The organism is Streptomyces sp. NPDC042102, assembly GCF_055582305.1.
Genome location: NZ_JBVJDL010000002.1, coordinates 1,060,195 through 1,086,569, shown reverse-complemented (window position 1 = coordinate 1,086,569; position 26,375 = coordinate 1,060,195). Strand labels below are relative to the sequence as shown.

Here is a 26,375-nt window from a genome sequence, read left to right as displayed (position 1 = left end):
CGGTCGTCCCGAGGACGGGACGCGTAGCGTCCGGCGCGCGGTACGGGCGTGCGGACACCCGCTCCGGTCGCGTACGGTTGACGGTCGCCCACGCACGTCAGAAGGGGGCCTTGGTGGCCGCGCAGGATGCCGCTGTCGACAGCACGGCGGATTCCGTCCGCGATCGCGAGATCGCGGTCGAGCAGACGCATCTGGACCAGGTGTACCGGCGCCTCGAGGAGAAGATCCACGAGGCGGAGTTCCTGATGAACGACGCGGCCAAGCGGGGCCAGGTCGGCACTCCCGGTGCGCTCGCCGAACGCGACGCGCAGGTCTTCCGGGCCGGGATCCACCTCAACCGGCTCAACAACGAGTTCGAGGACTTCCTCTTCGGCCGCATCGACCTCGTCCTCGGCAAGGACGGCGAGCGCGGCCCCGACGGCGCCTACACCTCGGTGGACCCGGCCGACGACGCGATCCGCGCCGACCTGACCGCCGACGTCGCCGAGACCCTGCACATCGGCCGCATCGGCGTGCTCGACGCCGACTACTCGCCGCTGGTCATCGACTGGCGGGCACCGGCCGCCGCGCCGTTCTACCGCTCCACGCCCAAGGACCCGGGCCGGGTCGTGCGCCGGCGCGTGATCCGTTCCAAGGGGCGCAAGGTGCTCGGCGTCGAGGACGACCTGATGCGTCCCGAGGTCACCGCGTTCCTCGACGGCGTCGAGCTGCCCGCCATCGGCGACGGTGCGCTGATGGCCGCGCTCGGCCGGGCCCGTACGCACTCCATGCGCGACATCGTCTCCTCCATCCAGGCCGAGCAGGACCTGGTCATCCGGGCGCCCGCCGCGTCGGTCGCGGAGGTCTCCGGCGGGCCGGGCACCGGCAAGACCGCGGTCGCCCTGCACCGCGCCGCCTACCTGCTCTACCAGGACCGGCGCCGCTACTCCGGCGGCATCCTGATCGTCTCGCCGACCCCGCTGCTGGTGGCGTACACCGAGGGCGTGCTGCCCTCCCTCGGCGAGGAGGGCCAGGTCGCCATCCGCGCCCTCGGTTCGCTGGTGGACGGCGCCGAGGCGACGACGTACGACGATCCGGCGGTGGCCCGGATCAAGGGCTCCTCGCGGATGCTCAAGGTGCTGCGCAAGGCCGTCCACGGATCCCTGGAGCTGGGCGGAGCGCCCGACCGGCTGCGGGTGGTGGCCTTCGGCCGCCGCCAGGAGCTGGAGGCCGACGAGCTGAACCGGATCCGGCAGTCGGCGCTGGGCGCCTCCACGCCGGTCAACCTGCTGCGGCCGCGGGCGCGCCGGCTGCTGCTGGACGCCCTGTGGGCCAAGTCGGGCGGCGCGGGCCGGCACTCCGACCCGGAGCTGGCCGCCGAGCTGCGCTCCGGCTTCGACGACGACGTCTCCACCGAGGACTCCTTCCTGGAGTTCCTGAACGCCTGGTGGCCGGAGCTGACCCCGCGCGGGGTGCTGACGGCGATGGCCGACGAGCGGCGGCTGGGCCGCTGGTCGCGGCGGGTGCTCAACCCGGGCGAGACCCGGCGGCTGGCGCGCTCGCTGCGCCGCGCGGAGCTGTCGGTGCACGACGTGGCGCTGCTGGACGAGCTGCACGGGCTGCTGGGCGCCCCGGCGCGGCCGCGGCGCAAGCGGGAGTTCGACCCGCTGGACCAGCTCACGGGCCTGGAGGAGCTGATGCCGACCCGTGAGGAGACCTCGCGGGAGCGGGCGGAGCGGCTGGCGGCGGAGCGTACCGAGTACGCGCACGTGATCGTCGACGAGGCGCAGGACCTGACGCCGATGCAGTGGCGGATGGTGGGCCGGCGCGGCCGGCACGGCACGTGGACGGTGGTCGGTGACCCGGCGCAGTCCTCCTGGTCGGACCCGCAGGAGGCGGCGGCCGCGCGGGACGAGGCGCTGGGCAGCCGGCCCCGCCGGCGCTTCACGCTGACCGTGAACTACCGCAACCCGGCGGAGATCGCCGCGCTCGCGGCGAAGGTGCTGCGGCTGGCCATGCCCGGGATGGAGCCGCCGACGGCGGTCCGCTCGACGGGTCTCACGCCCCGTTTCGTGGCCGCCGGTGCGGGTGCCGGTACCGGTGCCCGTGCCGGTGCGGGTGCGGACGGTCTGGGCGAGGCGGTCCGCGCGGAGACCGAGCGGCTGCTGGGCCAGGTGGACGGCACGGTCGGCGTCGTGGTCGCCATGGACCGGCGCGCGCAGGCGGCCGGCTGGCTGGCCGGCCTGGGCGAGCGGGCGGTGGCCCTGGGCAGCCTGGAGGCCAAGGGCCTGGAGTACGACGCCACGGTGGTCGTCTCCCCGGCGGAGATCGCCGCGGAGTCCCCGGCCGGCCTGCGCGTGCTGTACGTCGCCCTGACGCGCGCCACGCAGCAGCTGACCGTGGTCTCGGACGACCGCGACACCCCGGACGCGGCGGGCGTCCCGGAACTCCTGCGCGACCAGGCGTAGGGCGTACCGCCGGACGGTCCGCGCCCACTCGCGTGGTGAGGCCGGGTCAACTGCCGGGAGGGGGATCCGTTCCGGCGATCCTTTGTTAGCCTGGGTAGCGACACCGGCTCGATCCAAGCCCCCGGGCCCAACCTTCGTCGCCTAGAGCGACCACTTGCCGCGAGGCGAGCATGGCGGGTCGGTGTCATAGACGTTGCTACAGGTCCGCGCCCCTCACCTCATGAGGGGCGCGGACCTTTTTCGTACGGACCCACCCTTCCCCGCGGCCCCGCGTATCTCGTATGGTGGAAGTGTCTTTCCGAAATTTGTAGCTGGTTACCTTGTACCGGCCAGTAGGTGGGACGATCGGACAACAGGTCCCGCCGCGCCTGCCGCGTGTGGGGCCCGTGTACAGCGAAAACAGGGAACCCCAGGGAATGCAGAGGAACACGGCCATGGCAACGGCGCCCAGCGTCTCGTACTCGATGACGGTCCGCCTGGAGGTGCCCGCGAGCGGAACAGCGGTCTCCCAGCTCACCACCGCCGTGGAGTCCTCCGGCGGCTCGGTCACCGGCCTCGATGTGACGGCCTCCGGCCACGAGAAGCTCCGTATCGACGTCACGATCGCCGCCACGTCCACGGCGCACGCCGACGAGATCGTCGAGAAGCTGCGCGGTATCGAGGGCGTCTCGCTGGGCAAGGTCTCCGACCGTACGTTCCTCATGCACCTCGGCGGCAAGATCGAGATGGCGTCTAAGCACCCCATCCGCAACCGTGACGACCTCTCGATGATCTACACCCCGGGCGTGGCCCGCGTGTGCATGGCGATCGCCGAGAACCCCGAGGACGCCCGGCGTCTGACCATCAAGCGCAACTCCGTCGCAGTCGTGACGGACGGCTCCGCCGTCCTGGGCCTCGGCAACATCGGCCCCAAGGCCGCGCTGCCCGTCATGGAGGGCAAGGCGGCCCTCTTCAAGCGGTTCGCGGGCATCGACGCCTGGCCGCTGTGCCTGGACACCCAGGACACCGACGAGATCGTGGCGATCGTCAAGGCCATCGCCCCGGGCTTCGCCGGCATCAACCTGGAGGACATCTCCGCCCCCCGCTGCTTCGAGATCGAGGCGCGCCTGCGCGAGGCCCTGGACATCCCGGTCTTCCACGACGACCAGCACGGCACGGCCATCGTCGTCCTGGCCGCCCTCACGAACGCACTTCGCGTCGTGGGCAAGGCAGTTGGGGACGTCAAGGTCGTCATGTCCGGTGCCGGCGCGGCCGGTACGGCCATCCTCAAGCTGCTGCTCGCGGCCGGCGTGAAGAACGCCGTCGTCGCGGACATCCACGGTGTCGTGCACGCGGGCCGCGCCGACCTCGTCGACGCCCACGCCGATTCGCCGCTGCGCTGGATCGCCGACAACACCAACCCCGAGGGCTACACCGGCACTCTGAAGGAAGCCGTCGTCGGTGCCGACGTGTTCATCGGCGTCTCGGCCCCCAACGTCCTTGGCGGAGAGGACGTCGCGGCCATGGCGGAGGGCGCCATCGTGTTCGCGCTCGCGAACCCGGACCCCGAGGTCGACCCGGCCGTCGCCCGTCAGACCGCCGCCGTGGTGGCCACCGGCCGCTCGGACTTCCCGAACCAGATCAACAACGTGCTGGTCTTCCCGGGCGTCTTCCGCGGTCTGCTGGACGCCCAGTCCCGCACCGTGAACACGGACATGATGCTCGCCGCGGCCAGCGCGCTCGCCGACGTCGTCGGCGAGGACGAGCTGAACGCGAACTACATCATTCCGTCCGTCTTCAACGACAAGGTGGCCGGCGCGGTCGCCGGAGCCGTCCGCAAGGCCGCCACGGCCGCTGTGACGGGCCCCACGTCCGCCTGATCCCGGCGCGTCGCGGGATGCGGCGGGTGCGGGCCGCCTCTAGGGTTGCGGGGATGCCCGCGAGGTCCGCGGCTGCCGCGTCCCCGTTTCACCCACGGGCGCGGACGGAGCGTCACCGCGGCGTGACTGTGGCGCTTTTCGTGTGACCCTGGCGGGTGCCGGATTGGCTTTCCCGCCGCTGGTGGGGGCAGGATGCGTAACCGTGGCGAGAGGGTCTGACGGCAGACCCGGGTCCGGGGACTGTCCGAGGGCCCTGGCAGCATCGGCTTCGATCTCACGCCTCATAGGCAAGTTGAACACGGGAGTACAACATGAACCGCAGTGAGCTGGTGGCCGCTCTGTCCGAGCGCGCCGAGGTGACCCGCAAGGACGCCGACGCCGTTCTGGCCGCGCTCGCCGAGACCATCGGCGAGGTCGTCGCCAAGGGCGACGAGAAGGTCACCATCCCCGGCTTCCTGACCTTCGAGCGCACCCACCGTGCCGCTCGCACCGCTCGCAACCCGCAGACCGGCGACCCCATCCAGATCCCGGCCGGCTACAGCGTGAAGGTCTCCGCGGGCTCCAAGCTCAAGGAAGCCGCCAAGGGCAAGTAAGTCCCTTGTACGACGGCTTGCAGGCCTCGTAGAACGACGAAGGGCGGCCACCCGGTACCGGGTGGCCGCCCTTCGGCACGTTCGCCGCTACGGGCCCTACACGAGGTCGCCGTTGGGGAGCTCGACCTTCGCGCCGAGTTCCACCAGCTTCTCCATGAAGTTCTCGTAGCCGCGGTTGATCAGGTCGATGCCGTGGACCCGCGAGGTGCCCTCGGCCGCCAGGGCCGCGATCAGGTACGAGAAGCCGCCGCGCAGGTCGGGGATGACCAGGTCGGCGCCCTGCAGCTTGGTCGGGCCGGAGACGACCGCGGAGTGCAGGAAGTTGCGCTGGCCGAAGCGGCAGGCGGAGCCGCCCAGGCACTCGCGGTAGAGCTGGATGTGCGCGCCCATCTGGTTGAGCGCGGAGGTGAAGCCCAGGCGCGACTCGTAGACCGTCTCGTGGACGATGGACAGGCCCGAGGCCTGCGTCAGCGCCACGACCAGCGGCTGCTGCCAGTCGGTCTGGAAGCCGGGGTGGACGTCCGTCTCCAGGGCGATCGCGTTCAGCGGGCCGCCGGGGTGCCAGAAGCGGATGCCGTTGTCGTCGATCTCGAAGGCGCCGCCGACCTTCCGGTACGTGTTCAGGAAGGTCATCATCGAACGCTGCTGGGCGCCGCGCACGTAGATGTTGCCGCCGGTCGCCAGGGCCGCGGAGGCCCACGACGCCGCCTCCAGACGGTCCGGGAGCGCCTTGTGGTTGTAGCCGCCGAGGCGGTCCACACCGGTGATCCGGATGGTCCGGTCGGTGTCCATGGAGATGATGGCGCCCATCTTCTGCAGGACGCAGATGAGGTCCTCGATCTCCGGTTCCACCGCGGCGTTGCTCAGCTCGGTGACGCCCTCGGCCAGGACGGCCGTCAGGAGCACCTGTTCGGTCGAACCGACCGACGGGTAGGGCAGGCGGATCTTGCAGCCGCGCAGCCGCTGCGGGGCCTCCAGGTACTGACCGCCTTCACGCTTCTCGATGGTGGCGCCGAACTGGCGCAGCACGTCGAAGTGGAAGTCGATCGGCCGGCCGCCGATGTCGCAGCCGCCCAGGCCCGGGATGAAGGCGTGGCCGAGGCGGTGCAGCAGCGGGCCGCAGAAGAGGATCGGGATGCGCGAGGAACCCGCGTGGGCGTCGATGTCCGCGACGTTCGCGCTCTCGACGTGGGTGGGGTCGAGCACGAGCTCGCCCGGCTCCTCGCCGGGGCGGACCGTTACGCCGTGCAGCTGCAGCAGGCCGCGCACGACCCGGACGTCACGGATGTCGGGCACGTTGCGCAGGCGGCTCGGCTCGCTGCCGAGCAGAGCGGCGACCATGGCCTTGGGCACGAGGTTCTTCGCACCGCGGACACGGATCTCGCCCTCGAGCGGGGTACCGCCGTGGACAAGCAGGACATCGTCTGTGCCGGTCATGAATCTCGCGTTCCGGAGTTCTTTCCGGCGGGGCCGGAGAGAAGGTGGGCAGGGGGCCAGATAGAAGGGTAAGGGGCACCACCCCCCGGTTCGTAAGGCTGACGTGGCCGTAGGACTGTCATGAATTCGCCACAGCACCCTGAGTGGCGGTGTCATGGCGGAGGGTTGCATTCCGCCAGCCGGCCGTACGCGCGCTCCTCGCTGCTGCCGTGCGCCCTGAGCTGCGTGCAATCCGGTACGACCGCCCGCTCCCCCCGGAGGGCGAAGATGCGGGATCATGTCGGCATGACCGAGGTGTCCTCCCTCACAGGGCGGCTGCTCGTGGCCACCCCCGCCCTCGCGGACCCGAACTTCGACCGCGCGGTGGTGCTGCTGCTCGACCACGACGAGCAGGGCTCGCTCGGCGTGGTCCTCAACCGGCCCACCCCCGTGGACGTCGGCGACATCCTGCTGCCCTGGGCGGCGCTGGCCGGCGATCCGGGGGTGGTCTTCCAGGGCGGCCCGGTCGCCCTCGACTCCGCCCTCGGCATCGCGGTGATCCCCGGCGAGGAGGGCCCGCTGGGCTGGAGACGGGTGCACGGCGCCATCGGCCTGGTGGACCTGGAGGCGCCGCCGGAGCTGCTGGCCAGCGCCCTGGGGTCGCTGCGGATCTTCGCCGGGTACTCCGGCTGGGGCCCCGGCCAGCTGGAGGACGAGCTCAGCGACGGCGCCTGGTACGTGGTGGAGTCCGAGCCCGGGGACGTGTCCCACCCGGTGCCCGAGCAACTGTGGCGGGCGGTCCTGCGGCGCCAGCGCAGCGAGCTCGCGATGGTCGCCACCTATCCGGACGACCCGTCGCTCAACTGAGGCCCGCGGGGTTCAGTACCCTTGCCGGTATGAGCACTCTTGAGCCCGAGCGCGGGACTGGCGCGGGGACCCTCGTAGAGCCGACGCCACAGGTGTCCCACGGCGACGGCGACCACGAGCGCTTCGCCCATTACGTCCAGAAGGACAAGATCATGGCGAGCGCACTCGACGGGACTCCCGTCGTCGCGCTCTGCGGCAAGGTCTGGGTGCCGGGCCGCGACCCGAAGAAGTACCCGGTCTGCCCCATGTGCAAGGAGATCTACGACTCCATGGGTCCCGGCGGGGACAAGGACAAGGGCGGCAAGGACAAGTAGCCCCCACCGACCGGCCGTCCGGCCGGGGTCACGGCCACGGCCGCGGCTCCCGCCGTCGCGGGACGGCGCACGGCGCACGACGTACGACCACGACCGAGGGCCCCCGGGGCGCGCGACCGCGCGTTCCGGGGGCCCTCGGCGTACTAGGGTCGGCGGCAAAGCGCTCCGCGAAACGGTCGTTGCGCATCGTGCAACGATCTGCGCGTCCTGCGCGTCCGTCCGGCGAAGGGACGTCATGGATCTCATTCCGGCACCGGTGCACGTGGCCGTCGGCCCCGGCCACCTCGAACTCCTCGACCCCGCCCTGGCCGTCGGCCCCGGCACCGAGCGGGTCGCCCGCTGGCTGCGCCGGGAGCTGGGGGCGGCCACCGGCTGGGAGCTGCCCACCGCGCGGCCGGACGGCGTACGGGACGGCGGGGCGGACGGCGTGCGGGACGTCGTGCGGCTGCGGGTCGACGCGGCGCCGGCCCCCGAGGCGTACCGGCTGACCGTCGGCGCGGACGGGGTGGAGCTGGCCGGCGGGAGCGCGGCCGGGGTGTTCTGGGCCGCGCAGACGCTGCGTCAGCTGCTGGGGCCGCGGGCCTACCGGCGGGCGCCGCTGCGGCCGGGCCGGCCCTGGCGGCTGCCGCACACCGCGATCGAGGACGCCCCGCGCTTCGCCTGGCGCGGCCTGATGCTCGACGTCGCCCGGCACTTCCTGCCCAAGGACGGCGTCCTGCGCTACCTGGACCTGCTCGCGGCGCACAAGCTCAACGTCCTGCACCTGCACCTGACGGACGACCAGGGCTGGCGCGTGGAGATCAAGCGCTATCCGCGGCTCACGGGCGTCGGCGCGTGGCGGCCCCGCAGCCGGCGGGGCCACGGCTCCTCGCGGCTGTGGGACGACACCCCGCACGGCGGCTTCTACACCCAGGACGACCTGCGCGAGATCGCCGCGTACGCCGCCGAGCGGCACATCCGCGTGGTCCCCGAGATCGACGTGCCCGGCCATGCGCAGGCGGCGATCGCGGCGTACCCCGAGCTCGGGAACACCGACGTCGTCGACACCGCCGGGCTCGGCGTGTGGGACCGGTGGGGCATCAGCGAGAACGTGCTCGCGCCGACCGAGGCCGTCCTGCGCTTCTACGAGGGCGTCTTCGAGGAGCTGCTGGAGCTCTTCCCGGCGGAGGTCTCGCCGTTCGTGCACATCGGCGGCGACGAGTGCCCCAAGGCGCAGTGGCGGGCCTCGGCCGTCGCGCAGGGCCGGATCCGCGAGCTCGGCCTGGCCGGCGAGGACGAGCTGCAGGCGTGGTTCGTCCGGCACTTCGACACCTGGCTCGCCGCGCGCGGGCGCCGCCTCATCGGCTGGGACGAGATCCTGGAGGGCGGACTGGCCCCGGGCGCCGCGGTCTCCTCCTGGCGCGGCTACGCGGGCGGCGTCGCGGCGGCGCAGGCCGGGCACGACGTGGTGATGTGCCCGGAGCAGCAGGTCTATCTGGACCACCGTCAGGACGGCGGCGCGGACGAGCCGGTGCCCATCGGGTACGTGCGCACGCTGGAGGACGTCTACCGCTTCGAGCCGGTGCCGCCGGAACTGTCGCCGGCGGCCGCGGCGCACGTCCTGGGCGGGCAGGCCAACGTGTGGACCGAGGTGATGGAGAACCAGAACCGGGTGGACTACCAGACGTTCCCCCGGCTGAGCGCCTTCGCCGAGGTGATGTGGTCGGCCCTGCCGGCCCCCGCCGAGCGCGACTGGGCGGGCTTCGCCGCCCGGATGGCGGCCCACTACGCCCGGCTGGACGCGCTGGGGGTCGACTACCGGCCGCCGGGCGGGCCGCGGCCGTGGCAGCGGCGGCCGGGCGTGCCGGGGCGCCCGAGGGAGGGCGCGCCCCCGCGGGTATGAGGCCGTGGTGGCTGCGAGGCGGTGGCTGCGAGGCGGTGGCCGTCGGGTGCGGGGGCCGTGGCCGTCGGGTGCGGGGCCGCGGCCTGGCCGATCCGGGAAACGTGCCACATCTGCCGGAATGTCCTCTGATACGGGGTAAATCGGGCGAGTTGGTGCGGTGGGCGGGGGAGGGGATGGCCCAGGGGGCGCCCGGCGGACCCTCGCGCCGGGCGGTGCGGAAGATGTGCCAGAGTTGCCACGTCCCGGCGGTGAGCACGTACCGTACGGCGGACAGGCGCGAGCGCCGGGACCGGGACATCGGGAAGGGGCAGCTGGGTTGACCACGCACGCACCGCACGCAGCGCAGGCGGCGCAGTCCGTGACGCTGCCGGCCTCGCTCGACGAGGCCGTGGCGGCGCTCGCCGCCATGCCTGCCGCAGTACCGGTTGCCGGAGGCACCGATCTGATGGCGGCCGTCAACGCCGGACTGCTGCGGCCCGCCGCACTGGTCGGCCTCGGCCGGATCAACGAGATCCGCGGCTGGCAGTACCAGGACGGACACGCGCTGCTCGGCGCGGGACTCACCCACGCCCGGATGGGACGGCCGGATTTCGCCGCCCTGATCCCGGCGCTGGCCGCGGCCGCGCGCGCCGCCGGCCCGCCGCAGATCCGCAACGCCGGCACGCTCGGCGGCAACATCGCCAGCGGGGCCCCCTCGGGCGACGCGCTGCCGGTGCTGGCCGCGCTGGAGGCGGTGCTGGTCATCGTCGGCCCGGAGGGCCGGCGCGAGATCCCGGTCTCGCACCTGCTGGCGGGCCGCGAGATGCTGCGCCCCGGCGAACTGATCGGCTACGTACGGGTGCCGCTGCTGCACGCCCCCCAGGTGTTCCTGAAGGCCACCGGCCGGACCGGGCCGGGCCGCGCGGTGGCCTCGGTCGGCCTGGTCCTCGACCCCGCCCGGCGCGGCGTGCGCTGCGCGGTCGGCGCGGTCGCGCCGATGCCGCTGCGGCCGCTGGAGGCCGAGCAGTGGGTGGCCTCGCTGATCGACTGGGACGGGGAGCGGACGCTGGCACCGGAGGCTCTGGAGGCCTTCGGCGAGTACGTGGCGGCCGCCTGCGTACCGGACCAGGGCGACCCGGTTCCGGCGGGTGTACTGCATCTGCGGCGGACGGTGGCCGTGCTGGCACGGAGGGCCCTGGGGAGGGCGCTGACCTCATGAGTGAGAACGAGAACGTTTCCGGTACCGGCGGCTTCGGCTGGGAGCCGGTGCCGCACGGCGGCGACTACGACTCGGACGCCACGGCGTTCGTCAAGCTGCCCGACGACATGCTGGAGGCGCTGGGCACCGGCGAACCGCTGGCCGCGCCCGGGCACGGGTACGTCCCGCCGCCGATGATCGTGCCGCTGAACACGGCGGCCACCGCGGACCCGTCGGCGACGGGCACGTGGTCGCTTCCGGTGCAGTGGCCGGAGGCGGGTGCGGACGGCGGTGGGGCCGACACGTCGACGGCGGAGTGGCAGTTCCCGGATGCCGTGCGGGCCACGCCCGCCGTGCCCGTGACGCCGTCCGCCGACTGGAGCCAGGCGCCGGCCACCCTCCCGGGCGGAGCGGCCGCGCCGTGGGCCTCCCACCCGGACTTCGCCGCGGCGGCCGCGGGCGCGGACGCCGACGCGGACGCCGGCGAGCCCGAGGGCGGCCCCGCGCCGACCACCCTGAGCGCCGGCGTCCTCCCGGACGCCACCGCCCCGGCGCCGGCATCCGGCCAGCGGCTGCTGGGCGGTCCGGGCGTCGGCACGACCCCCGCGTTCCGCCGCGTCCTGGGCGGCCCCGGCGTGGGCACCCTCCCCGAGGGCGAGCCGGGCATCCACCCGGCCCCGGACATCGAGGCCACCCACGCCACGGCCCCCGCCCCGGCCCCGGCCGAGCGCCCGCACCCGACGGGCACCCCGGCCTCCGGCCACACCCTGGGCGAGGGCATCTCCTTCACGGGCGCCGAGCACACCGATCCGTACGCGGCCCCGCACGGCCACACCCTGGGCGGGGGCGTGTCGTTCGCCGACGCCACCGGTCACGGCGACCCGTACGCACCGGCGGCCGGTTACCCCGGTGCCCCGGAGCACACCCCGGCGGACGGCGTACCGGTCCCCGGCGAGGGTTCCGGCCACACGCTGGGCGGAGGCGTGCCGGTTGCCGGTGACGGTTCCGGTCACACGCTGGGCGGCGGCGTGCCGGTCCCTGGCGAGGGTTCCGGTCACACGCTGGGCGGCGGCGTCTCGTTCGCCATCGTCGAGCAGGGCGACCCGTACGCGTCGGGCGGTGCGTACGCCGTCTCGGCCGAACACCTCCCGCCGACGCCCGCCACGCCCGGGACGGCGCCCGCCGGTACGCCGTTCACCACCACCGGCGCGTACGCCGGTCACACGCCCGCCGAGGGGACCGTGTTCCCCGGTGGCGCGAGCGCCGACGGCGAGCCGTACGCCGGCCCGGGCGGCCACACCCCGCCCGAGGGGGTCGCCTTCCCGGCCTCCGCGCCGGCCGATGCCGACGGGTACGCCGCGCACACGCCCCCCGGGGGAGTCGCCTTCCCCGGCGCCACCGAGGAGCACGTCGGGGCCGACGCCGCCGGTCACACTCCGGCCGAGGGTTTCGCGGCCGCCGGGCACGGCGACGTACACGCGGGTCACACCCCGGCCGAGGGCGTCGCCCTTCCCGGTGCGGCGCTCGCCGGGGGCGAGCACGCCGACCCGTACGCGGGTCACACTCCGGCCGAGGGGATCGCGGTCGCCGGGCACGGCGACGCGCCCGCGGAGCACACCCCCGTCGACGAGGCGCAGACCCCGGACCCGGGCGCCCTGCTGCCCGAGGGGGAGGCGGCCGCGCAGGCCGACGGGAGCGGTACCGCCCCCGATCACGGGGGGCACCACGAGCACCCGCTCGCCTCCTACGTGCTCCGCGTCAACGGCGCCGACCGCCCCGTCACCGGCGCCTGGATCGGCGAGTCGCTGCTCTACGTGCTGCGCGAGCGCCTCGGTCTCGCCGGCGCCAAGGACGGCTGCTCGCAGGGCGAGTGCGGCGCCTGCGCCGTCAAGGTCGACGGCCGGCTCGTCGCGTCCTGCCTCGTGCCCGCCGCCACCACCGCCGGCAGCGAGGTCCGTACCGTCGAGGGCCTCGCCCAGAACGGCGAGCTGTCCGACGTACAGCAGGCCCTGTGCCGCTCCGGCGCCGTCCAGTGCGGCTTCTGCGTGCCCGGCATGGCCATGACCATCCACGACCTGCTGGAGGGCAACCACGCCCCCAGCGAGCTGGAGACGCGCCAGGCCCTCTGCGGCAACCTCTGCCGCTGCTCCGGCTACCAGGGCGTCGTCGACGCCGTCCGCGAGGTCGTCGCCGAGCGCGACGCCACCGCGGCGGCCGCAGCCGCTGTCGCCGCCGAAGCGACCGCCGCGGGCCCCGGCCCTGGCCCCGACTTCGGCCCCGGCCCCGGCCCCGACTTCGGCCCCGGCCCTGGCCCTGACTTCGGCCCCGGCCCCGAACCCCGTATCCCGCACCAGGCCGCCCCCGGCGAGGGCGGTATCCACCCCGACCACCACGGAGGCATGGCGTGAGCGGGAACGACGCGGCGACGGCGACGGCGACCGTCACGGCCGCGACCGACCCCCTCGGCGGCACGGGCGCCGGTGCGGGCGACGAGGGACCGCAGTCCGCCCCGCGCGGACTCGGCGCCTCCGTCCTGCCCGCCGACGCCCGCGCCAAGACCGAGGGCACCTTCCCCTACGCCGCCGACCTCTGGGCCGAGGGACTGCTGTGGGCCGCCGTGCTCCGCTCCCCGCACGCCCACGCCCGCATCCTCTCCGTCGACACCTCCGCCGCCCGCGAGATGCCGGGCGTACGCGCCGTCGTCACCCACGCCGACGTCCCCGGCGCCACCACGCACGGCCGCCGCATCGCCGACCGGCCCGTCTTCGCCCACGACGTCGTGCGCCACCACGGCGAGCCCATCGCCGCCGTCGCCGCCGACCACCCCGACACCGCCCGCCTGGCCGCCGCCGCGATCGCCGTCGAGTACGAGCTGCTGGACGCCGTCACCGACCCCGAGCAGTCCTTCGGAGCCGCCCCGCTCCACCCGGACGGCAACCTGATCCGCCACATCCCGCTGCGCTACGGCGACCCCGAGGCCACCGGTGAGGTGGTCGTCGAGGGCCTCTACCGCATCGGCCGCCAGGACCCGGCACCCATCGGCGCCGAGGCCGGCCTCGCCGTGCCCCGCCCCGACGGCGGCGTCGAGCTCTACACCGCCTCCACCGACCCGCACACCGACCGCGACCTGGCCGCCGCCTGCTTCGGCCTGGAGCCCGAGCGGGTCAAGGTCGTCGTCACCGGCGTCCCCGGCGCCACCTCCGACCGCGAGGACTCCGCCTTCCAGCTCCCGCTCGGCCTCCTCGCGCTGCGCACCGGCTGCCCGGTCAAGCTCGCCGCCACCCGCGAGGAGTCCTTCCTCGGCCACGCCCACCGCCACCCGACCCTGCTGCGCTACCGCCACCACGCGGACGCCGAGGGCCGCCTGGTCAAGGTCGAGGCGCAGATCCTGATGGACGCCGGCGCCTACGCCGACTCCTCGGCCGAATCCCTCGCCGCCGCCGTGGCCTTCGCCTGCGGCCCGTACGTCGTTCCGCACGCCTTCGTCGAGGGCTGGGCCGTCCGTACCAACAACCCGCCCTCCGGCCACGTCCGCGGCGAGGGCGCCCTCCAGGTCTGCGCGGCCTACGAGGGCCAGATGGACAAGCTCGCCGCCGCCCTCGGCATCGACGGCGCCGAACTGCGCCTGCGCAACGTCCTGGCCACCGGCGACCTGCTCCCGACCGGCCAGACGGTGACCTGCCCGGCCCCGGTCGCCGAACTCCTGCAGGCGGTGCGCGAGGCCGAACTGCCCTCCCTGCCCAAGGACTCCCCGGCGGAGGACTGGCTGCTGCCCGGCGGCCCCGAGGGCGCGGGCGAGCCCGGAGCCGTACGGCGCGGCGTCGGCTACGGCGTCGGCATGGTCCACATGCTCGGCGCGGAGGGCGCCGACGAGGTCTCGACGGCCACCGTCAAGGTGCACGACGGCATCGCCACCGTCATCTGCGCGGCCGTGGAGACCGGTCAGGGCTTCGCGACGCTGGCCCGCCAGATCGTCCAGGAGGTCCTGGGCCTGGACGAGGTCGTCGTGGCCCCCGTCGACACCGACCAGCCCCCGGCCGGCCCCGCCACGCACGGCCGCCACACCTGGGTGTCGGGCGGCGCGGTCGAACGGGCGGCGAAGATGGTCCGTACGCAGCTGCTCCAGCCGATGGCGCACCAGCTCGGCATGTCCACCGAGCTGCTCCAGATCACGGACGGCCGGATCACGTCGTACGACGGCGCGTTCTCGACCACGGTGGCGGAAGCGGTGGCCGGCAAGGAACTCTGGGCCACCGCCCAGTGCCGCCCCCACCCCACCGAGCCGCTGGACGCCGACGGCCAGGGCGACGCGTTCGTCGGCCTCGCCTTCTGCGCGATCCGCGCGGTGGTCGACGTGGACGTCGAGCTCGGCTCGGTCCGCGTCGTGGAACTCGCCGTCGCCCAGGACGTCGGCCGCGTCCTCAACCCCCGCCAGCTGCACGCCCGTATCGAGGCGGGCGTCACCCAGGGCGTCGGAGCGGCCCTCACCGAGAACCTCCGCACCGTCGCCGGCCTGGTCCGCCACCCCGACCTCACCGGCTACGCCCTGCCGACGGCGCTGGACGCTCCGTCCGTCCGCATCGTCAAACTGGTCGAGGAGCGCGACGTGGTGGCCCCCTTCGGTGCCAAGGCGGCGAGCGCGGTCCCTGTGGTGACGGCGCCCGCGGCGGTAGCCTCGGCAGTGCGTGCGGCGACGGGCCGCCCGGTCAACAGGCTCCCGATCCGGCCTTCCTCGGCGGTGGCGGGAACCAACTCGTGACCGTGTGACCCGCATTGCACGTGCAACCCCGTACTTGGGACTGTCGGAACCGGTCGCTAGAGTGATCGGTACGTCTGCGTGAGTCCGCGCGCGAACGGGTGCGAACAGGCCCGGGGACGGGGACAAGTACGGGTACGGGGACGAGGTGCGGCGGCAACGCCGTGTCAACGGGGAGCAACGGGGAGTCGGGGAGGCCATCGTGGCATGGGAAGGGGTGTTCGCCTCGCTCGGGGGCGGCATGTCGAGCACGGCATCGCTGATCGCCGCACAGGCGAAGAGGCTTTCGGTCGAGTACGACCAGCTGGACAAGTACAAGAGCCGCGTCGACGAGCTGATCAAGAAGCTCGAGGGCTCGGCCGCGGGTGACAAGCAGCTGAAGAAGGAAGGCGACCTGCCCAAGAACAACCTGGGCACGGGCTTCACCGAGGCGGCGGCGCTGCACACGGCGTACACCAGGACCGTCACCGAGCTGCAGACGCTCTCGCACGTGCTCACCCTCCAGCTGGAGGCACTGGCCATCGCGGTCGTCTTCTCGCGCAAGGGCTACGAGAACATGGACGACGAGACGAAGCGCACGATGGCGGGGCTGGCGGCGACGATCTCGGAGAAGTACGACGCGAAGCGCGATCCGAACGCGCGGCGTGTCGGGAACGGGAACCCGCAGAGCGATCCGAAGCAGGGGAACGACGGCGGCACGGCCGGGGGTGAGTTCTGATGGCGACGACGAATTTCGAGGACTACACGCACCAGCAGCTGCTGGCCATGATCGCCTCGGTCAACAGCGGTGCGGCGAGCGGCCGCGGCAAGGACCTGGTCGAGGCGGCCAAGGTCATCAAGCAGATCGGCGAGGACCTCAAGAAGTACCGCGTCGCGGACTGGGAGGGCGAGGCCGCCGACGCCTTCAACGAGTGGGTCAACGAGACCGGCAACACCACGCTCCGGCTGGCCGAGTACAGCGACGAGAGCGGCAAGTGGATGACGCGCGCCGCGGCGACGATGGGCGACTCGAAGTCGGCGATGCCGGCGTTCGACACGTCGGCGCAGGAGAACTATGACTCGGCCCGCAAGTACCGCAACGACCCGGACTCGCAGGAGATCGGCTCGAAGGCCCACTCGAAGCTGGCGTCGGACCGGCGCGAGGCGATCACTGCGATGACGCGGCTGGCGCAGTCATACGAAGCGTCGACGACGGGGCTGAACGGCCTGACGCCGCCTACTTATGCGCCGCCGCCGGACAATTTCGTGCCGCAGAGTGTGGGTAGTCGCGACATTGTTCGACCTGGTGGGGACGGCACTGGTTCCAGGGGCGTTGGTAGGTCGGACAAGTATGTGGCGCCCAGAGCTGACAGTGGCGATACGTCCAACAAGCCCGGCTGGGTGCCCGGACATGGCCCTAACCCGGACGCCACGGTGCCGTCGACGTCCACTCCGCCTCCGTCGGTCCCCGACAAGGACGTGAACGTCGATCTCGACAGCGTCCAGACGCTTCCGCCCTCGACGCAGCCCGCGACGCCGAACCTTCCCGCGCCTCCTGTCGGTCCCGGTCCCGGTCCCGGCAACCCGGGTCCGTTTCCGCCCTTCACCCTTCCGCCGACGGCCGGCCCCGGCCCGGGTCTGCCCGGTCCCGGCGGTCCGGGCACCCGCCCGCCGCAGTCCGGTCCTGGCCCTCTCGGCAAGAGCCCGGTTTCCCCCGGCCTGCCCCCGCGCGACAACGGCATCAGCGGTGGCCGTCAGATCACGACGAGCGGCCCGAACACCGGGATCCCGCGCAGCACGGTCATCGGCCACGGCGAGGGCGGACAGTCCGGCCAGACCGGGCGTGCGATGGGCGGTAGCGGCGGTCTGGGCGGCGGCGGTGTCGGCGGACCGAACAACACGGCCGGTGGCCGACGTCTGGCTCAGGAGCCGGGCGGTCTGGTCGGCGGACGTCAGCCGGGAGCGGGCGGCCGTTCGAGCACGGGAGGTCAGCCCTTCACGCAGGGCGGTTCCGGTCTCGTACGCAACCAGGGCCCCGGAGCGGTCGGCGGTCCCGTCGGTCACGCCGGCGCGGGTGCCCGTACCGCGGGCAAGCGTCGCGAGGGCCCGAACGGCGAGCGCCCTGATTACCTGACCGAGGACGAAGAGACGTGGCAGGGCAACCGTCGTGTTGTCCCGCCCGTGATCGACTAAGCGAACGGATCCTGCACGAGATGCGCATGCGTAAGACCACGTCTGCCCTGATCGGCCTCCTGCTGGCCGGAGTCGCCGCGACTCCGGCCCACGCGGAGACCATCCGGTCCATGCAATGGCATCTCGACTCGATGCAGGCCGACGAAATGTGGAAGTCGAGCACAGGAAAGGGCGTCGTTGTCGCGGTAATTGACACCGGCGTCGGAGCTGTGTCGGAACTCGAGGGCCAGGTCCTGCCCGGCAAGGACCTGGCTGTCGGTTACAAGGGCAATGAGCGTACCGACTACGAGAACCACGGCACGGCTATGGCCGGGGCGATCGCCGGAACAGGCAAGGGGGCCGCTGGTGGTGGGGCGTTCGGCCTCGCCCCTGGGGTCAAGATCCTTCCGATTCGGGTGCCGCATGAGAATTCTGTGGGCAAAACGCCGTCGTGGGTCGAAGCGATTCGGTTCGCGGCCGATTCCGAGGCGAAGATCATCAACATCTCCATGGCACGCAAGGGGGAGGACCCTCAGCTTCCGGAGGCGGTGAAGTATGCCCTCTCGAAGGGGAAGCTGATCTTTGCAGGTGTGGGTAACACCGGTGTGGGAGAGAATGCCGTGCTTTACCCGGCAGCGACTGCCGGGGTGGTTGGCGTGGCAGGTATCGATCGGCAGGCCAACGCCACCAAGGAGTCGCAGCACGGTCCCCAGGTGGACCTTTCGGCCCCTGGTGTGGACATCGTCTCCCCCTGCACGGGGGAGACCGGGGTCTGCAAGGGCCACGGAACCAGTGACGCGACTGCCCTCGCCTCCGCCTCCGCCGCGCTGATCTGGTCCGCTCACCCCGACTGGACCAACAACCAGGTCCTGCGCGTCCTCCTCAACACCTCCGGCAAGCCCCGCGACGGCGCGCAGCGTAACGATTCCATCGGCTACGGCATCGTCCGGCCCCGCGTCGCCCTCACCACCCCCGGCGACCCCGGCCCCGCCAACGAGTTCCCGATGCCCGACCTCGCCGCCGCGGCAGCCGGGTCGAAGTCGCCGTCCGGGCCCGCCGGTTCGCCGGCTGCCACGACCGGCGACACCGCCGCGCCCAAGGCGCAGCAGGACACCGGCGGGCTGCCCTGGACCTGGATCGGGCTCGGGATCGCGGTATGCGTGCTGATCGGCGGCGCGGTCACGGCGGTTGTCGTCAGGCAGCGGAACCGGTAGACAAGGCGGCGCCGAACCGAGCGGGCCGCCCCGCCGGTCGCCGGCCGCTGGACGCACACACCGAGAACGGGGAACATCGCATGTCCTTCGAGCAAGAGTGGTCCTCGGCGCGCTCCGGCGCCCACACCGGCGTGGCGATGCGGCTCAACCAGGTCGCCCCCGAACCCGGCGGCGGCAGCGGCGGCAAGGCCGACCTGAAGATCGAGGACGACCACATCGGGGCCATCGGCAGCGAGGCGTTCAAGCTGCACAACCGCCTCCAGACCGACGGCGACCACGCCCGCGTCGCCACCTTCGAGGGCGCGAACGCGCTCACGCGGCAGAACTTCACCAGCGGCTCCGCCCTCCTCATGGTCCACGACCGCTGGAGCTCCCAGCTGAAGGTGCTCGTCGCCGCCTGCGCGAACATCTCCAACCACTGCGACTACACCGTCACCCATCACGAACACGAAGAGCGCGACCTCGTCACCACGCTCAACGCCTCGAAGATCAACGAGTACCTCAAGTAGCCGAGGAAGGCCCGAGCGCATGCTGACGTTCGAGAACGTGATGAAGGCGCCCCTGGACCAGCTGAACACCGCGGTCACGGACTGGGGCGCGATGGTCAAGAAGCTCGACGAACTGGCCGAGTCGGCCCGTACGGGGATGAAGGCGCGCGCCGACAAGGCGGACTGGTCCGGCGTGAACGCCGACGTGACCAAGCCGTTCGTGCACAAGACGGCGAAGGAGTTCGAGGACGCCGCCAAGGAGGCCAAGGGCATCCACCAGCTGCTGTCGGACGGGCACACGACGATCAAGTTCGCCCGGGACCAGCTGAAGAAGGTCGTCGACGAGGAGGCTCCGGCGGCCGGGTTCCGCGTGGACGAGGCCGGCAAGGTCTCGGCGATCCCGATGGACCCCAAGACCGCGTACGCCGCCCGGCACGACCCGGACTACCCGGAGGTCCTGCGCAAGCAGGAGGAGAACCGCAAGGCGTGGCAGGCGAAGATCGACCGGCTGGTCGAGGACTGCCAGGACGCCGACGACTCGCTGGCCCGCGCGCTGCGCGCCAACGTCACCGACGACCACAACTTCACCGCGCCGAAGTACACCTCCCTGGACGGGGAGCAGGCCGACCGGGCGGCGCAGCTGATGAAGACCATCAGCAAGGACCCGGGCGGTACGGCGCGCAACGTGGAGAAGCTGCGCGAGCTGGAGGACCTGCTCGACGACAACCGCACGGACCCGGAGTTCTCCACCGCCTTCTACCGCACCATGGGCCCCGAGGGCACGCTGGAGGCGTACGCCCGGATGTCGATCGACGCCTCCTCGCTGGGTGAGCCGGGCAAGGACCGGCTGGCGATGGTCGGCAACATCCAGAGCGACATGGGCGCGATGCTGGGCCTGGCGACGCAGAAGAACGTGCCGAACCACCTGGACGCGGCCTGGACGACCGAGCTGATGAAGGCCGGCCGCAAGCCGATGGACGTGGGCCGGGTGTCGCCGGTGTACGGCTACCAGGCGCTGGGCGCGCTGCTGCACGAGGGGAAGTACGACAAGGACTTCCTGACGTCGGTCGGGCGGGACATGGTGGCGATGGACCGCCAGAACCCGAAGATCTGGGAGCACAACGCGCCGATCGACCCCAAGACGGTGCTCAGCCAGGACAAGGACGGCAGCCGGGGGTACTACCCGCTGACCGGGCTGATGGACGCGATGTCCCAGAACCCGGAGGCGGCGACGGCGTTCTTCAACGAGCCGGTGCGGCAGGACAGCAACCGCGACGGGATCGTCACGACGGCCGACAAGGTGGTCGAGGGCCAGCACGGCAAGATGCAGGGCATGGTCGACTACATGCTGGACAAGGAGTCGTGGGCCGGCAGCTTCGACCTGGCGGTCGGACACCCCGGCGGCGGGGCGCTCCCGGCCCAGCAGGCCGTGGGCAACGCGCTGGAGGCAGCGGTCACCGGCCGTGCCATCCCGGGCGAAGAGGACGCCAAGCCGGTGCCGCACACCAAGGAGATGACGGACGTCATGGAACGGGTCGTCCAGAAGGTGGGCGACGAGCCGGGCCTGGTGGCGGCGGACCCGGACGAGGACAAGAAGCCGAAGCTCGGGGCGCTGTCGGGCCACTTCGGCAACATGACGGCGGAGTACATCGCAGACTTCCAGGCGTCCGCCGAGAACGGTGGCGGGCAGATCAAGGTCACCGGGGAGATGGCCAAGTTCGACGAGGCCACCGTGGCCCGCTTCCTCGGCGCGGTCGGCCAGGACCCGGGAGCCTACGGCGCGATCACCAACGCCAACCAGGCGTTCACGGCGGTCCTGGTCAATGACGTCATCCAGCACCGCAGTGAGCACAGCCTCCTCGGCGAGGCGGTGGAGGTCGCCGTGACGCCGGGCGGCCAGATCGCCGGCTTCCTGACGGAGGCCCGTGCCCAGGGCATGCACGGCGAAACCGCCCACAAGAACGAGGAGTACGTGAAGGGCGTCGAGGACGGCGCGAAGTGGATCAACCGCGGCATCACGGCCGCCGGCGGCAAGTACCTCGAACTGGTGCCGATCGCCGGTGACGTCGTGGAATGGGTTCAGGAGGACGTCACCGAGCTGTTCGTCGAGGACGCCAAGGACAAGGGCAAGGAGGAGACGGGCAAGACCGAGAAGGCCGTGGGGGAGATGTACTCGCAAGCGGACATCAGCAACAGCACCGCGGCCGAGCGGGCGGTACGGCACGCGGCCGCGGGATCGGGCCTGTCCCAGAAGGACATCGACACCCTGGCCGGCGTGGCGTCCAAGGAGTCGTCGGTCGCGCACTCGGTCGGCCGTGGCCTGGTGGACAGCTCGAAGGCGCCGTCCTGATGCGCACGGCGAAACCGGCTCGCAGAGTTGCCGTCGTACTGGCTGCCGGGATATTGCTGGCCGGCTGTTCGGAGCCCGAGGAGAAGAAGGCTGCCGAGCCCGAGGTCCCGGACCGTCTGTGCTGGGGAGCCTTCGACGGGAAGACGGTGGCACCCCTGCTCGGCAGCGGGAAGACGGTCACGGAGGACACCAGGGACGCGTTCTCGCTGCCGGCCGATCTCAAGACGGTCACGTGCCGGGTGCAGCTGGACGCGGCAACGGTGATGACGGCGTCCGTGTGGCGCAAGCCGATGGGGAGCGACGCGTTCTGGCAGGCCTTCGACGCGCTGCACCCGGACAAGCTCGACCTGGGGCGCAAGGGTCTGGTGTGGGACGGTGGCGCCACGCTGCTCTACACCTGCCGGACCCCGGCGGAGTCCTTCGAACTGGAGCTCAGGATCGGTGACGGCCCGGCGTCCATCGACAGCACGAAGGCCAAGGCGCTGAACACCCAGCTGATGAAGGACCTCCAGGCCTTCACCAGCAAGCAGCTGAACTGCGCACCGTGACGCAGAGACCCGAAGACCACCCCGTGCGCCACCCGGGTGGCCCATGCCGGAGGACGTGACCGGAATCGGGTCGGTGTGACTCCCCGCGGGCGGGGAGCGCTGTCGGGGAGGTGTCCGGGTCGGGGTCCTACGTCCCGCGACCTAGGGGAAATCCGTCCGCTGGACAGGGGCCAGAACCTGTCACGGACCTTACGCTGGGGCGATGAGCGCCTCCCTGGACCCCGCAGCCCCGCACATATCCGATCCCGCCCCGCCGGCACCGCCGCGGGGCGGGATCCTGGGGCCCGCGCACCGGACGCTCAGCATCGGGATCATCTCCGTCGTCTTCCTCATCGCCTTCGAGGCCATCGCCGTCGGCACCGCCATGCCGGTCGCCGCGCACGAGCTGGACGGGGTCGGGCTGTACGCGTTCGCGTTCTCCTCCTACTTCACCACCAGCCTCTTCGCCATGGTCCTCTCCGGCCAGTGGTCCGACCGCAGCGGCCCGCTGCGCCCCCTGACCGTCGGCATCGCCTCCTTCGCGGCCGGCCTGGTGCTGGCCGGGACGGCCGGCGCCATGTGGGTGTTCCTGATCGGCCGGGCCGTCCAGGGCTTCGGCGGCGGCCTCGTGATCGTCGCCCTGTACGTCGTCGTCAGCCGCGCCTACGACGAACGGCTGCGCCCCTCGATCATGGCGGCGTTCGCCGCGGGCTGGCTGGTGCCGTCCATCGTCGGACCGCTCGCCTCCGGAACCGTCACCGAGCACCTCGGCTGGCGCTGGGTCTTCCTCGCCATCCCGGTCCTGGTCGTCGTACCGCTGGCCGTCGCGCTCCCCGCGATCCGGCGGACCGCGTCCGGCCCCGTGGACCCCGGCGCCCCGCCCGTGCCGTTCGACCGGCGGCGGATCCGGCTGGCGCTGGGCATCGCGCTGGGCGCGGCCCTGCTCCAGTACGCCGCCCAGGACCTGCGGTGGCTCTCGCTCCTGCCCGGTGCCGTGGGCGTCGCGCTGCTGGTGCCGGCGGTGCGGGGACTGCTGCCGCGCGGCACCTACCGGGCGCGGCGCGGGCTGCCCTCGGTGGTGCTGCTGCGCGGGGTCGCGGCCGGTTCGTTCATCGCGGCCGAGAGCTTCGTCCCGCTGATGCTGGTCACCCAGCGCGGGCTGAGCCCGACCCTGGCCGGGTTCTCGCTGGCGCTGGGCGGGGTGACGTGGGCGCTGGGCTCCTGGGTGCAGTCCAAGGGGCGCGTGCAGCCCTACCGTGAGCGGCTGATGGTGCTCGGCATGATCATGGTGGCCGCCGCCGTCGTGGGCGCGCCCGCCGTGCTCATCGACGCCGTACCGGTGTGGACCACGGCCGCGGTCTGGGCCGTGGGCTGCTTCGGCATGGGCCTGGTGATCGGCTCGACGAGCGTGCTGCTGCTGAAGCTGTCGCCGCCGGAGGAGGCGGGCACGAACTCCGCCGCCCTGCAGATCTCCGACGCCCTCGCCAACGTCGTGCTGCTGGCCGGCGGCGGGGCGGCGTTCGCCGCGCTCGGCGGCGGCGCGGTGGGGGTGGCGCACACGCTGACCGAGGGCGCCGCGACCGCCTCCCACCCGGGTGCGTTCGTCGCCGTGTTCCTGCCGATGGCGGCGGTCGCCCTGGCCGGCGCGTGGGTCGCCACCCGGCTCCACGCGAAGCCGGCCGCGCCCGGGAAAACCGGCTGAGCGGCCCCGGCGCCGGGCGGTACCGTCGCCGCGTGAACGAGCTCATCCTGACCCTGTCCCCGGCCGAGCGCGCCGCGCTCGACGACCTCGCCGACGCCACCGGGCGCACGCCCGAGGAGCTGGCGCTGGACGCCGTACGCGGACGGCTGACCGCCGACCGGCAGAGCGTGGGGCGGCACGCCCAGCGGCTGGCCCTGCGGCACGCCGCCCTGCTGAAGCGGCTCGGCGCATGAGCGCCCCCGAGCAGGTGCGCCACCTGACGCTCGCCGAGGTCACCGACCTCGCCGCGTACGCCTGCCTCGCCCAGGACCAGGCGGTCGAGCTGCGCGCCCCGGGGCTGCTGGAGTCGGCCGTCCACCGGCCCCGGGCGCGCATGTTCGGTACGTCCGCGTACGAGGACCTGTACGAGCAGGCGGCCGCGCTGCTGCACGCCCTCGCCACCAACCACCCGCTGGTGGACGGCAACAAGCGCACCGCCTGGCTCGCGGCCGTCACCTTCCTCGCCGTCAACGGGGCCGATCTGGCCGACGCCGACCAGGACGTGGCGTACGACCTGGTCATCGACGTGGCCTCCGGTGCCGAGGCCGATCTGCCGCGGATCGCCGCCCGGCTGCGCGCCCTGCACGCCGCCGTGTGACCCTCGCCGCACCCCCCGAGGTCACGGGCCTGTCCCGCCCGCCGGGGCGGGCCCGCACCGGTAGGGTGGCCCGGTTGTCCTACGTACGACCGCAACAGCCTGCGCGTACCAGATACGCCGAGAGCCCGAACCGGAGACCGTGACTACTACCGCCTCCCACCACCTCTCACCCGCCTTCCCCGGCCGTGCCCCGTGGGGCACGGCCAGCAAGCTGCGTGCCTGGCAGCAGGGAGCGCTGGACAAGTACGTCCAGACCCAGCCGCGGGACTTCCTCGCGGTCGCCACGCCAGGCGCCGGAAAGACCACCTTCGCGCTGACCCTCGCCTCCTGGCTGCTGCACCACCACGTGGTGCAGCAGGTGACGGTCGTCGCCCCCACCGAGCACCTGAAGAAGCAGTGGGCCGAGGCCGCGGCCCGGATAGGCATCCGGCTCGATCCCGAGTACTCGGCCGGGCCGCTGAGCAAGGAGTACCACGGCGTCGCCGTCACTTACGCCGGTGTGGGCGTACGGCCGATGCTGCACCGCAACCGCTGCGAACAGCGCAAGACCCTCGTCATCCTCGACGAGATCCACCACGCCGGTGACTCGAAGTCCTGGGGCGAGGCGTGCCTGGAGGCCTTCGACCCGGCGACGCGCCGGCTGGCCCTGACCGGAACCCCCTTCCGGTCGGACACCAACCCCATCCCCTTCGTCACCTACGAGGAGGGCAACGACGGGATCCGGCGGTCCTCCGCCGACTACACCTACGGGTACGGCAACGCGCTCGGCGACGGCGTCGTCCGGCCGGTGATCTTCCTGTCCTACAGCGGCAACATGCGCTGGCGCACGAAGGCCGGCGACGAGATCGCCGCCCGGCTCGGCGAGCCCATGACCAAGGACGCCATCTCGCAGGCCTGGCGCACGGCGCTGGACCCGCGCGGCGACTGGATGCCGAACGTGCTGCGCGCCGCCGACCAGCGGCTGACCGAGGTCAGGAAGGGCATCCCGGACGCGGGCGGCCTCGTCATCGCCTCCGACCAGGACTCGGCGCGCGCCTACGCCAAGCTGATCCGGGAGATCACCGGCACCAAGGCCACCCTCGTCCTCTCCGACGACACCGGCGCCTCGAAGAACATCGACACCTTCAGCGGGAACGACGAACGCTGGATGGTCGCGGTCCGGATGGTGTCCGAGGGCGTCGACGTGCCGCGCCTGGCGGTCGGCGTCTACGCCACGACCATCTCGACGCCGCTGTTCTTCGCGCAGGCGGTCGGGCGTTTCGTGCGTTCGCGCAGGCGCGGCGAGACCGCGTCCGTGTTCCTTCCGACGATCCCCTACCTGCTCGGCTTCGCCAACGAGATGGAGGTCGAGCGCGACCACGTCCTCGACCGGCCGAAGAAGCAGGGCGAGGAGGACCCGTACGCCGAGTCCGAGAAGGAGATGGAGGAGGCGAACCGGCAGGAGGACGAGGACACCGGCGAGGACGAGCAGATGTCCTTCGAGGCGCTGGAGTCCGACGCCGTCTTCGACCGGGTCCTCTACGACGGCGCCGAGTTCGGCATGCAGGCGCACCCGGGCAGCGAGGAGGAGCAGGACTACCTCGGGATCCCCGGTCTGCTGGAGCCGGACCAGGTGCAGCTGCTGCTGCAGAAGCGGCAGTCGCGGCAGATCGCGCACAGCCGCCGCAAGCCGGACGCGGCGGCGGACCTGCTGGAGCTGCCGGCGGAGCGGCGGCCGGTGGTCTTGCACAAGGAGCTGCTGGAGCTGCGGAAGTCGCTGAACACGATGGTCGGCGCGTACGTCCACCAGAGCGGCAAGCCGCACGGGGTGATCCACACCGAGCTGCGCCGGGTGTGCGGCGGGCCGCCGAGCGCGGAGGCGACGGCGGGGCAGCTGCGGGAGCGGATCAAGAAGGTCCAGGAGTGGGCGACGCGGATGCGGTAGCCCGCTACGGAATGTACGACGGGGTCCGTGCGGAGGTTCGCACGGACCCCGTCGGCGTGTGCGCCGGAGCC

20 protein-coding genes are annotated in these 26,375 nt (G+C 72.7%); 19 read left to right on the top strand and 1 reads right to left on the bottom strand.

All coding sequences use genetic code 11. The annotated features are described in order from the left end of the window. Positions 1-113 precede the first annotated feature (113 nt). From ACZ6KO_RS12965 to ACZ6KO_RS12955, 3 genes are all read left to right on the top strand, one after another. Complete coding sequence (locus ACZ6KO_RS12965; RefSeq protein WP_469303670.1) at positions 114-2,447, top strand: HelD family protein; 2,334 nt, start codon at positions 114-116, stop codon at positions 2,445-2,447. 434 nt (positions 2,448-2,881) lie between these two features. Further along, entirely contained in the window at positions 2,882-4,306 is a 1,425-nt protein-coding gene (locus ACZ6KO_RS12960) for an NAD-dependent malic enzyme (RefSeq protein ID WP_469303668.1), read from the top strand. A gap of 311 nt (positions 4,307-4,617) precedes the next feature. Then, a complete protein-coding gene (locus tag ACZ6KO_RS12955; protein WP_030875040.1) occupies positions 4,618-4,899 on the top strand; it encodes an HU family DNA-binding protein in 282 nt (93 codons plus the stop codon). Positions 4,900-4,995: 96 nt separating this feature from the next. On the opposite strand, the gene murA is transcribed toward ACZ6KO_RS12955, so the two are convergent. Continuing rightward, positions 4,996-6,336, bottom strand: coding sequence for a UDP-N-acetylglucosamine 1-carboxyvinyltransferase (gene murA / locus ACZ6KO_RS12950; protein WP_401450680.1), 1,341 nt, complete (start codon positions 6,334-6,336; stop codon positions 4,996-4,998). A gap of 285 nt (positions 6,337-6,621) precedes the next feature. On the opposite strand from murA, the gene ACZ6KO_RS12945 reads away from it, so the two are divergent. The 16 genes from ACZ6KO_RS12945 (at position 6,622) to ACZ6KO_RS12870 (ending at position 26,304) form a co-directional block, all read left to right on the top strand. Beyond that, on the top strand, positions 6,622-7,182 hold the full coding sequence (locus ACZ6KO_RS12945; RefSeq protein ID WP_469303665.1) for a YqgE/AlgH family protein: 561 nt from the start codon (positions 6,622-6,624) through the stop codon (positions 7,180-7,182). Positions 7,183-7,211: 29 nt separating this feature from the next. Further along, positions 7,212-7,496: a DUF3039 domain-containing protein gene (locus tag ACZ6KO_RS12940; protein WP_401450676.1), complete on the top strand. Its 285-nt coding sequence runs from the start codon at positions 7,212-7,214 to the stop codon at positions 7,494-7,496. A gap of 235 nt (positions 7,497-7,731) precedes the next feature. Further along, complete coding sequence (locus ACZ6KO_RS12935) at positions 7,732-9,378, top strand: beta-N-acetylhexosaminidase (protein WP_469303663.1); 1,647 nt, start codon at positions 7,732-7,734, stop codon at positions 9,376-9,378. Between the two features lie 316 nt (positions 9,379-9,694). Continuing rightward, positions 9,695-10,576: an FAD binding domain-containing protein gene (locus ACZ6KO_RS12930; RefSeq protein WP_469303661.1), complete on the top strand. Its 882-nt coding sequence runs from the start codon at positions 9,695-9,697 to the stop codon at positions 10,574-10,576. Beyond that, the gene (locus ACZ6KO_RS12925; protein ID WP_469303659.1) at positions 10,573-12,963 is read left to right on the top strand and encodes a 2Fe-2S iron-sulfur cluster-binding protein; all 2,391 of its coding nucleotides are present in this window, start codon (positions 10,573-10,575) and stop codon (positions 12,961-12,963) included. Before ACZ6KO_RS12930 ends, ACZ6KO_RS12925 begins: the two co-directional genes overlap by 4 nt. Continuing rightward, the gene (locus ACZ6KO_RS12920) at positions 12,960-15,314 is read left to right on the top strand and encodes a xanthine dehydrogenase family protein molybdopterin-binding subunit (protein WP_469303657.1); all 2,355 of its coding nucleotides are present in this window, start codon (positions 12,960-12,962) and stop codon (positions 15,312-15,314) included. Before ACZ6KO_RS12925 ends, ACZ6KO_RS12920 begins: the two co-directional genes overlap by 4 nt. A gap of 199 nt (positions 15,315-15,513) precedes the next feature. Then, positions 15,514-16,029 (top strand): hypothetical protein, encoded by a 516-nt coding sequence (locus ACZ6KO_RS12915; RefSeq protein ID WP_469303655.1) that lies wholly within the window; start codon positions 15,514-15,516, stop codon positions 16,027-16,029. Further along, positions 16,029-17,483: a WXG100 family type VII secretion target gene (locus ACZ6KO_RS12910; protein ID WP_469303653.1), complete on the top strand. Its 1,455-nt coding sequence runs from the start codon at positions 16,029-16,031 to the stop codon at positions 17,481-17,483. The genes ACZ6KO_RS12915 and ACZ6KO_RS12910 overlap by 1 nt, the downstream gene beginning before the upstream one ends. 20 nt (positions 17,484-17,503) lie before the next feature. Further along, positions 17,504-18,676, top strand: coding sequence for a type VII secretion-associated serine protease mycosin (mycP, locus tag ACZ6KO_RS12905; protein ID WP_469303651.1), 1,173 nt, complete (start codon positions 17,504-17,506; stop codon positions 18,674-18,676). Positions 18,677-18,756: 80 nt separating this feature from the next. Next, positions 18,757-19,185, top strand: a complete 429-nt coding sequence (locus ACZ6KO_RS12900; protein ID WP_401450658.1) for a hypothetical protein — start codon at positions 18,757-18,759, stop codon at positions 19,183-19,185. 19 nt (positions 19,186-19,204) lie between these two features. Then, complete coding sequence (locus ACZ6KO_RS12895; protein WP_469303648.1) at positions 19,205-21,514, top strand: DUF6571 family protein; 2,310 nt, start codon at positions 19,205-19,207, stop codon at positions 21,512-21,514. Next, positions 21,514-22,062 (top strand): hypothetical protein, encoded by a 549-nt coding sequence (locus ACZ6KO_RS12890; RefSeq protein ID WP_469303645.1) that lies wholly within the window; start codon positions 21,514-21,516, stop codon positions 22,060-22,062. Before ACZ6KO_RS12895 ends, ACZ6KO_RS12890 begins: the two co-directional genes overlap by 1 nt. 202 nt (positions 22,063-22,264) lie before the next feature. Further along, on the top strand, positions 22,265-23,743 hold the full coding sequence (locus ACZ6KO_RS12885; protein WP_469303642.1) for an MFS transporter: 1,479 nt from the start codon (positions 22,265-22,267) through the stop codon (positions 23,741-23,743). A gap of 32 nt (positions 23,744-23,775) precedes the next feature. Beyond that, a complete protein-coding gene (locus ACZ6KO_RS12880; protein ID WP_469303640.1) occupies positions 23,776-23,976 on the top strand; it encodes a hypothetical protein in 201 nt (66 codons plus the stop codon). Beyond that, positions 23,973-24,380 (top strand): type II toxin-antitoxin system death-on-curing family toxin, encoded by a 408-nt coding sequence (locus ACZ6KO_RS12875; protein ID WP_469303637.1) that lies wholly within the window; start codon positions 23,973-23,975, stop codon positions 24,378-24,380. Before ACZ6KO_RS12880 ends, ACZ6KO_RS12875 begins: the two co-directional genes overlap by 4 nt. 139 nt (positions 24,381-24,519) lie before the next feature. Further along, on the top strand, positions 24,520-26,304 hold the full coding sequence (locus tag ACZ6KO_RS12870; RefSeq protein ID WP_469303635.1) for a DEAD/DEAH box helicase: 1,785 nt from the start codon (positions 24,520-24,522) through the stop codon (positions 26,302-26,304). The last annotated feature ends 71 nt before the right edge of the window (positions 26,305-26,375 follow it).

Excerpts from the sequence above, each read along its gene's own strand:
- ACZ6KO_RS12960 (WP_469303668.1), top strand. The coding sequence starts at position 2,882 with ATGGCAACGGCGCCCAGCGTCTCGTACTCGATGACGGTCCGCCTGGAG.
- ACZ6KO_RS12955 (WP_030875040.1), top strand. The coding sequence starts at position 4,618 with ATGAACCGCAGTGAGCTGGTGGCCGCTCTGTCCGAGCGCGCCGAGGTG.
- murA (WP_401450680.1), bottom strand. The coding sequence starts at position 6,336 with ATGACCGGCACAGACGATGTCCTGCTTGTCCACGGCGGTACCCCGCTC.
- ACZ6KO_RS12945 (WP_469303665.1), top strand. The coding sequence starts at position 6,622 with ATGACCGAGGTGTCCTCCCTCACAGGGCGGCTGCTCGTGGCCACCCCC.
- ACZ6KO_RS12940 (WP_401450676.1), top strand. The coding sequence starts at position 7,212 with ATGAGCACTCTTGAGCCCGAGCGCGGGACTGGCGCGGGGACCCTCGTA.
- ACZ6KO_RS12935 (WP_469303663.1), top strand. The coding sequence starts at position 7,732 with ATGGATCTCATTCCGGCACCGGTGCACGTGGCCGTCGGCCCCGGCCAC.
- ACZ6KO_RS12925 (WP_469303659.1), top strand. The coding sequence starts at position 10,573 with ATGAGTGAGAACGAGAACGTTTCCGGTACCGGCGGCTTCGGCTGGGAG.
- ACZ6KO_RS12910 (WP_469303653.1), top strand. The coding sequence starts at position 16,029 with ATGGCGACGACGAATTTCGAGGACTACACGCACCAGCAGCTGCTGGCC.
- mycP (WP_469303651.1), top strand. The coding sequence starts at position 17,504 with ATGCGCATGCGTAAGACCACGTCTGCCCTGATCGGCCTCCTGCTGGCC.
- ACZ6KO_RS12900 (WP_401450658.1), top strand. The coding sequence starts at position 18,757 with ATGTCCTTCGAGCAAGAGTGGTCCTCGGCGCGCTCCGGCGCCCACACC.
- ACZ6KO_RS12895 (WP_469303648.1), top strand. The coding sequence starts at position 19,205 with ATGCTGACGTTCGAGAACGTGATGAAGGCGCCCCTGGACCAGCTGAAC.
- ACZ6KO_RS12890 (WP_469303645.1), top strand. The coding sequence starts at position 21,514 with ATGCGCACGGCGAAACCGGCTCGCAGAGTTGCCGTCGTACTGGCTGCC.
- ACZ6KO_RS12885 (WP_469303642.1), top strand. The coding sequence starts at position 22,265 with ATGAGCGCCTCCCTGGACCCCGCAGCCCCGCACATATCCGATCCCGCC.
- ACZ6KO_RS12875 (WP_469303637.1), top strand. The coding sequence starts at position 23,973 with ATGAGCGCCCCCGAGCAGGTGCGCCACCTGACGCTCGCCGAGGTCACC.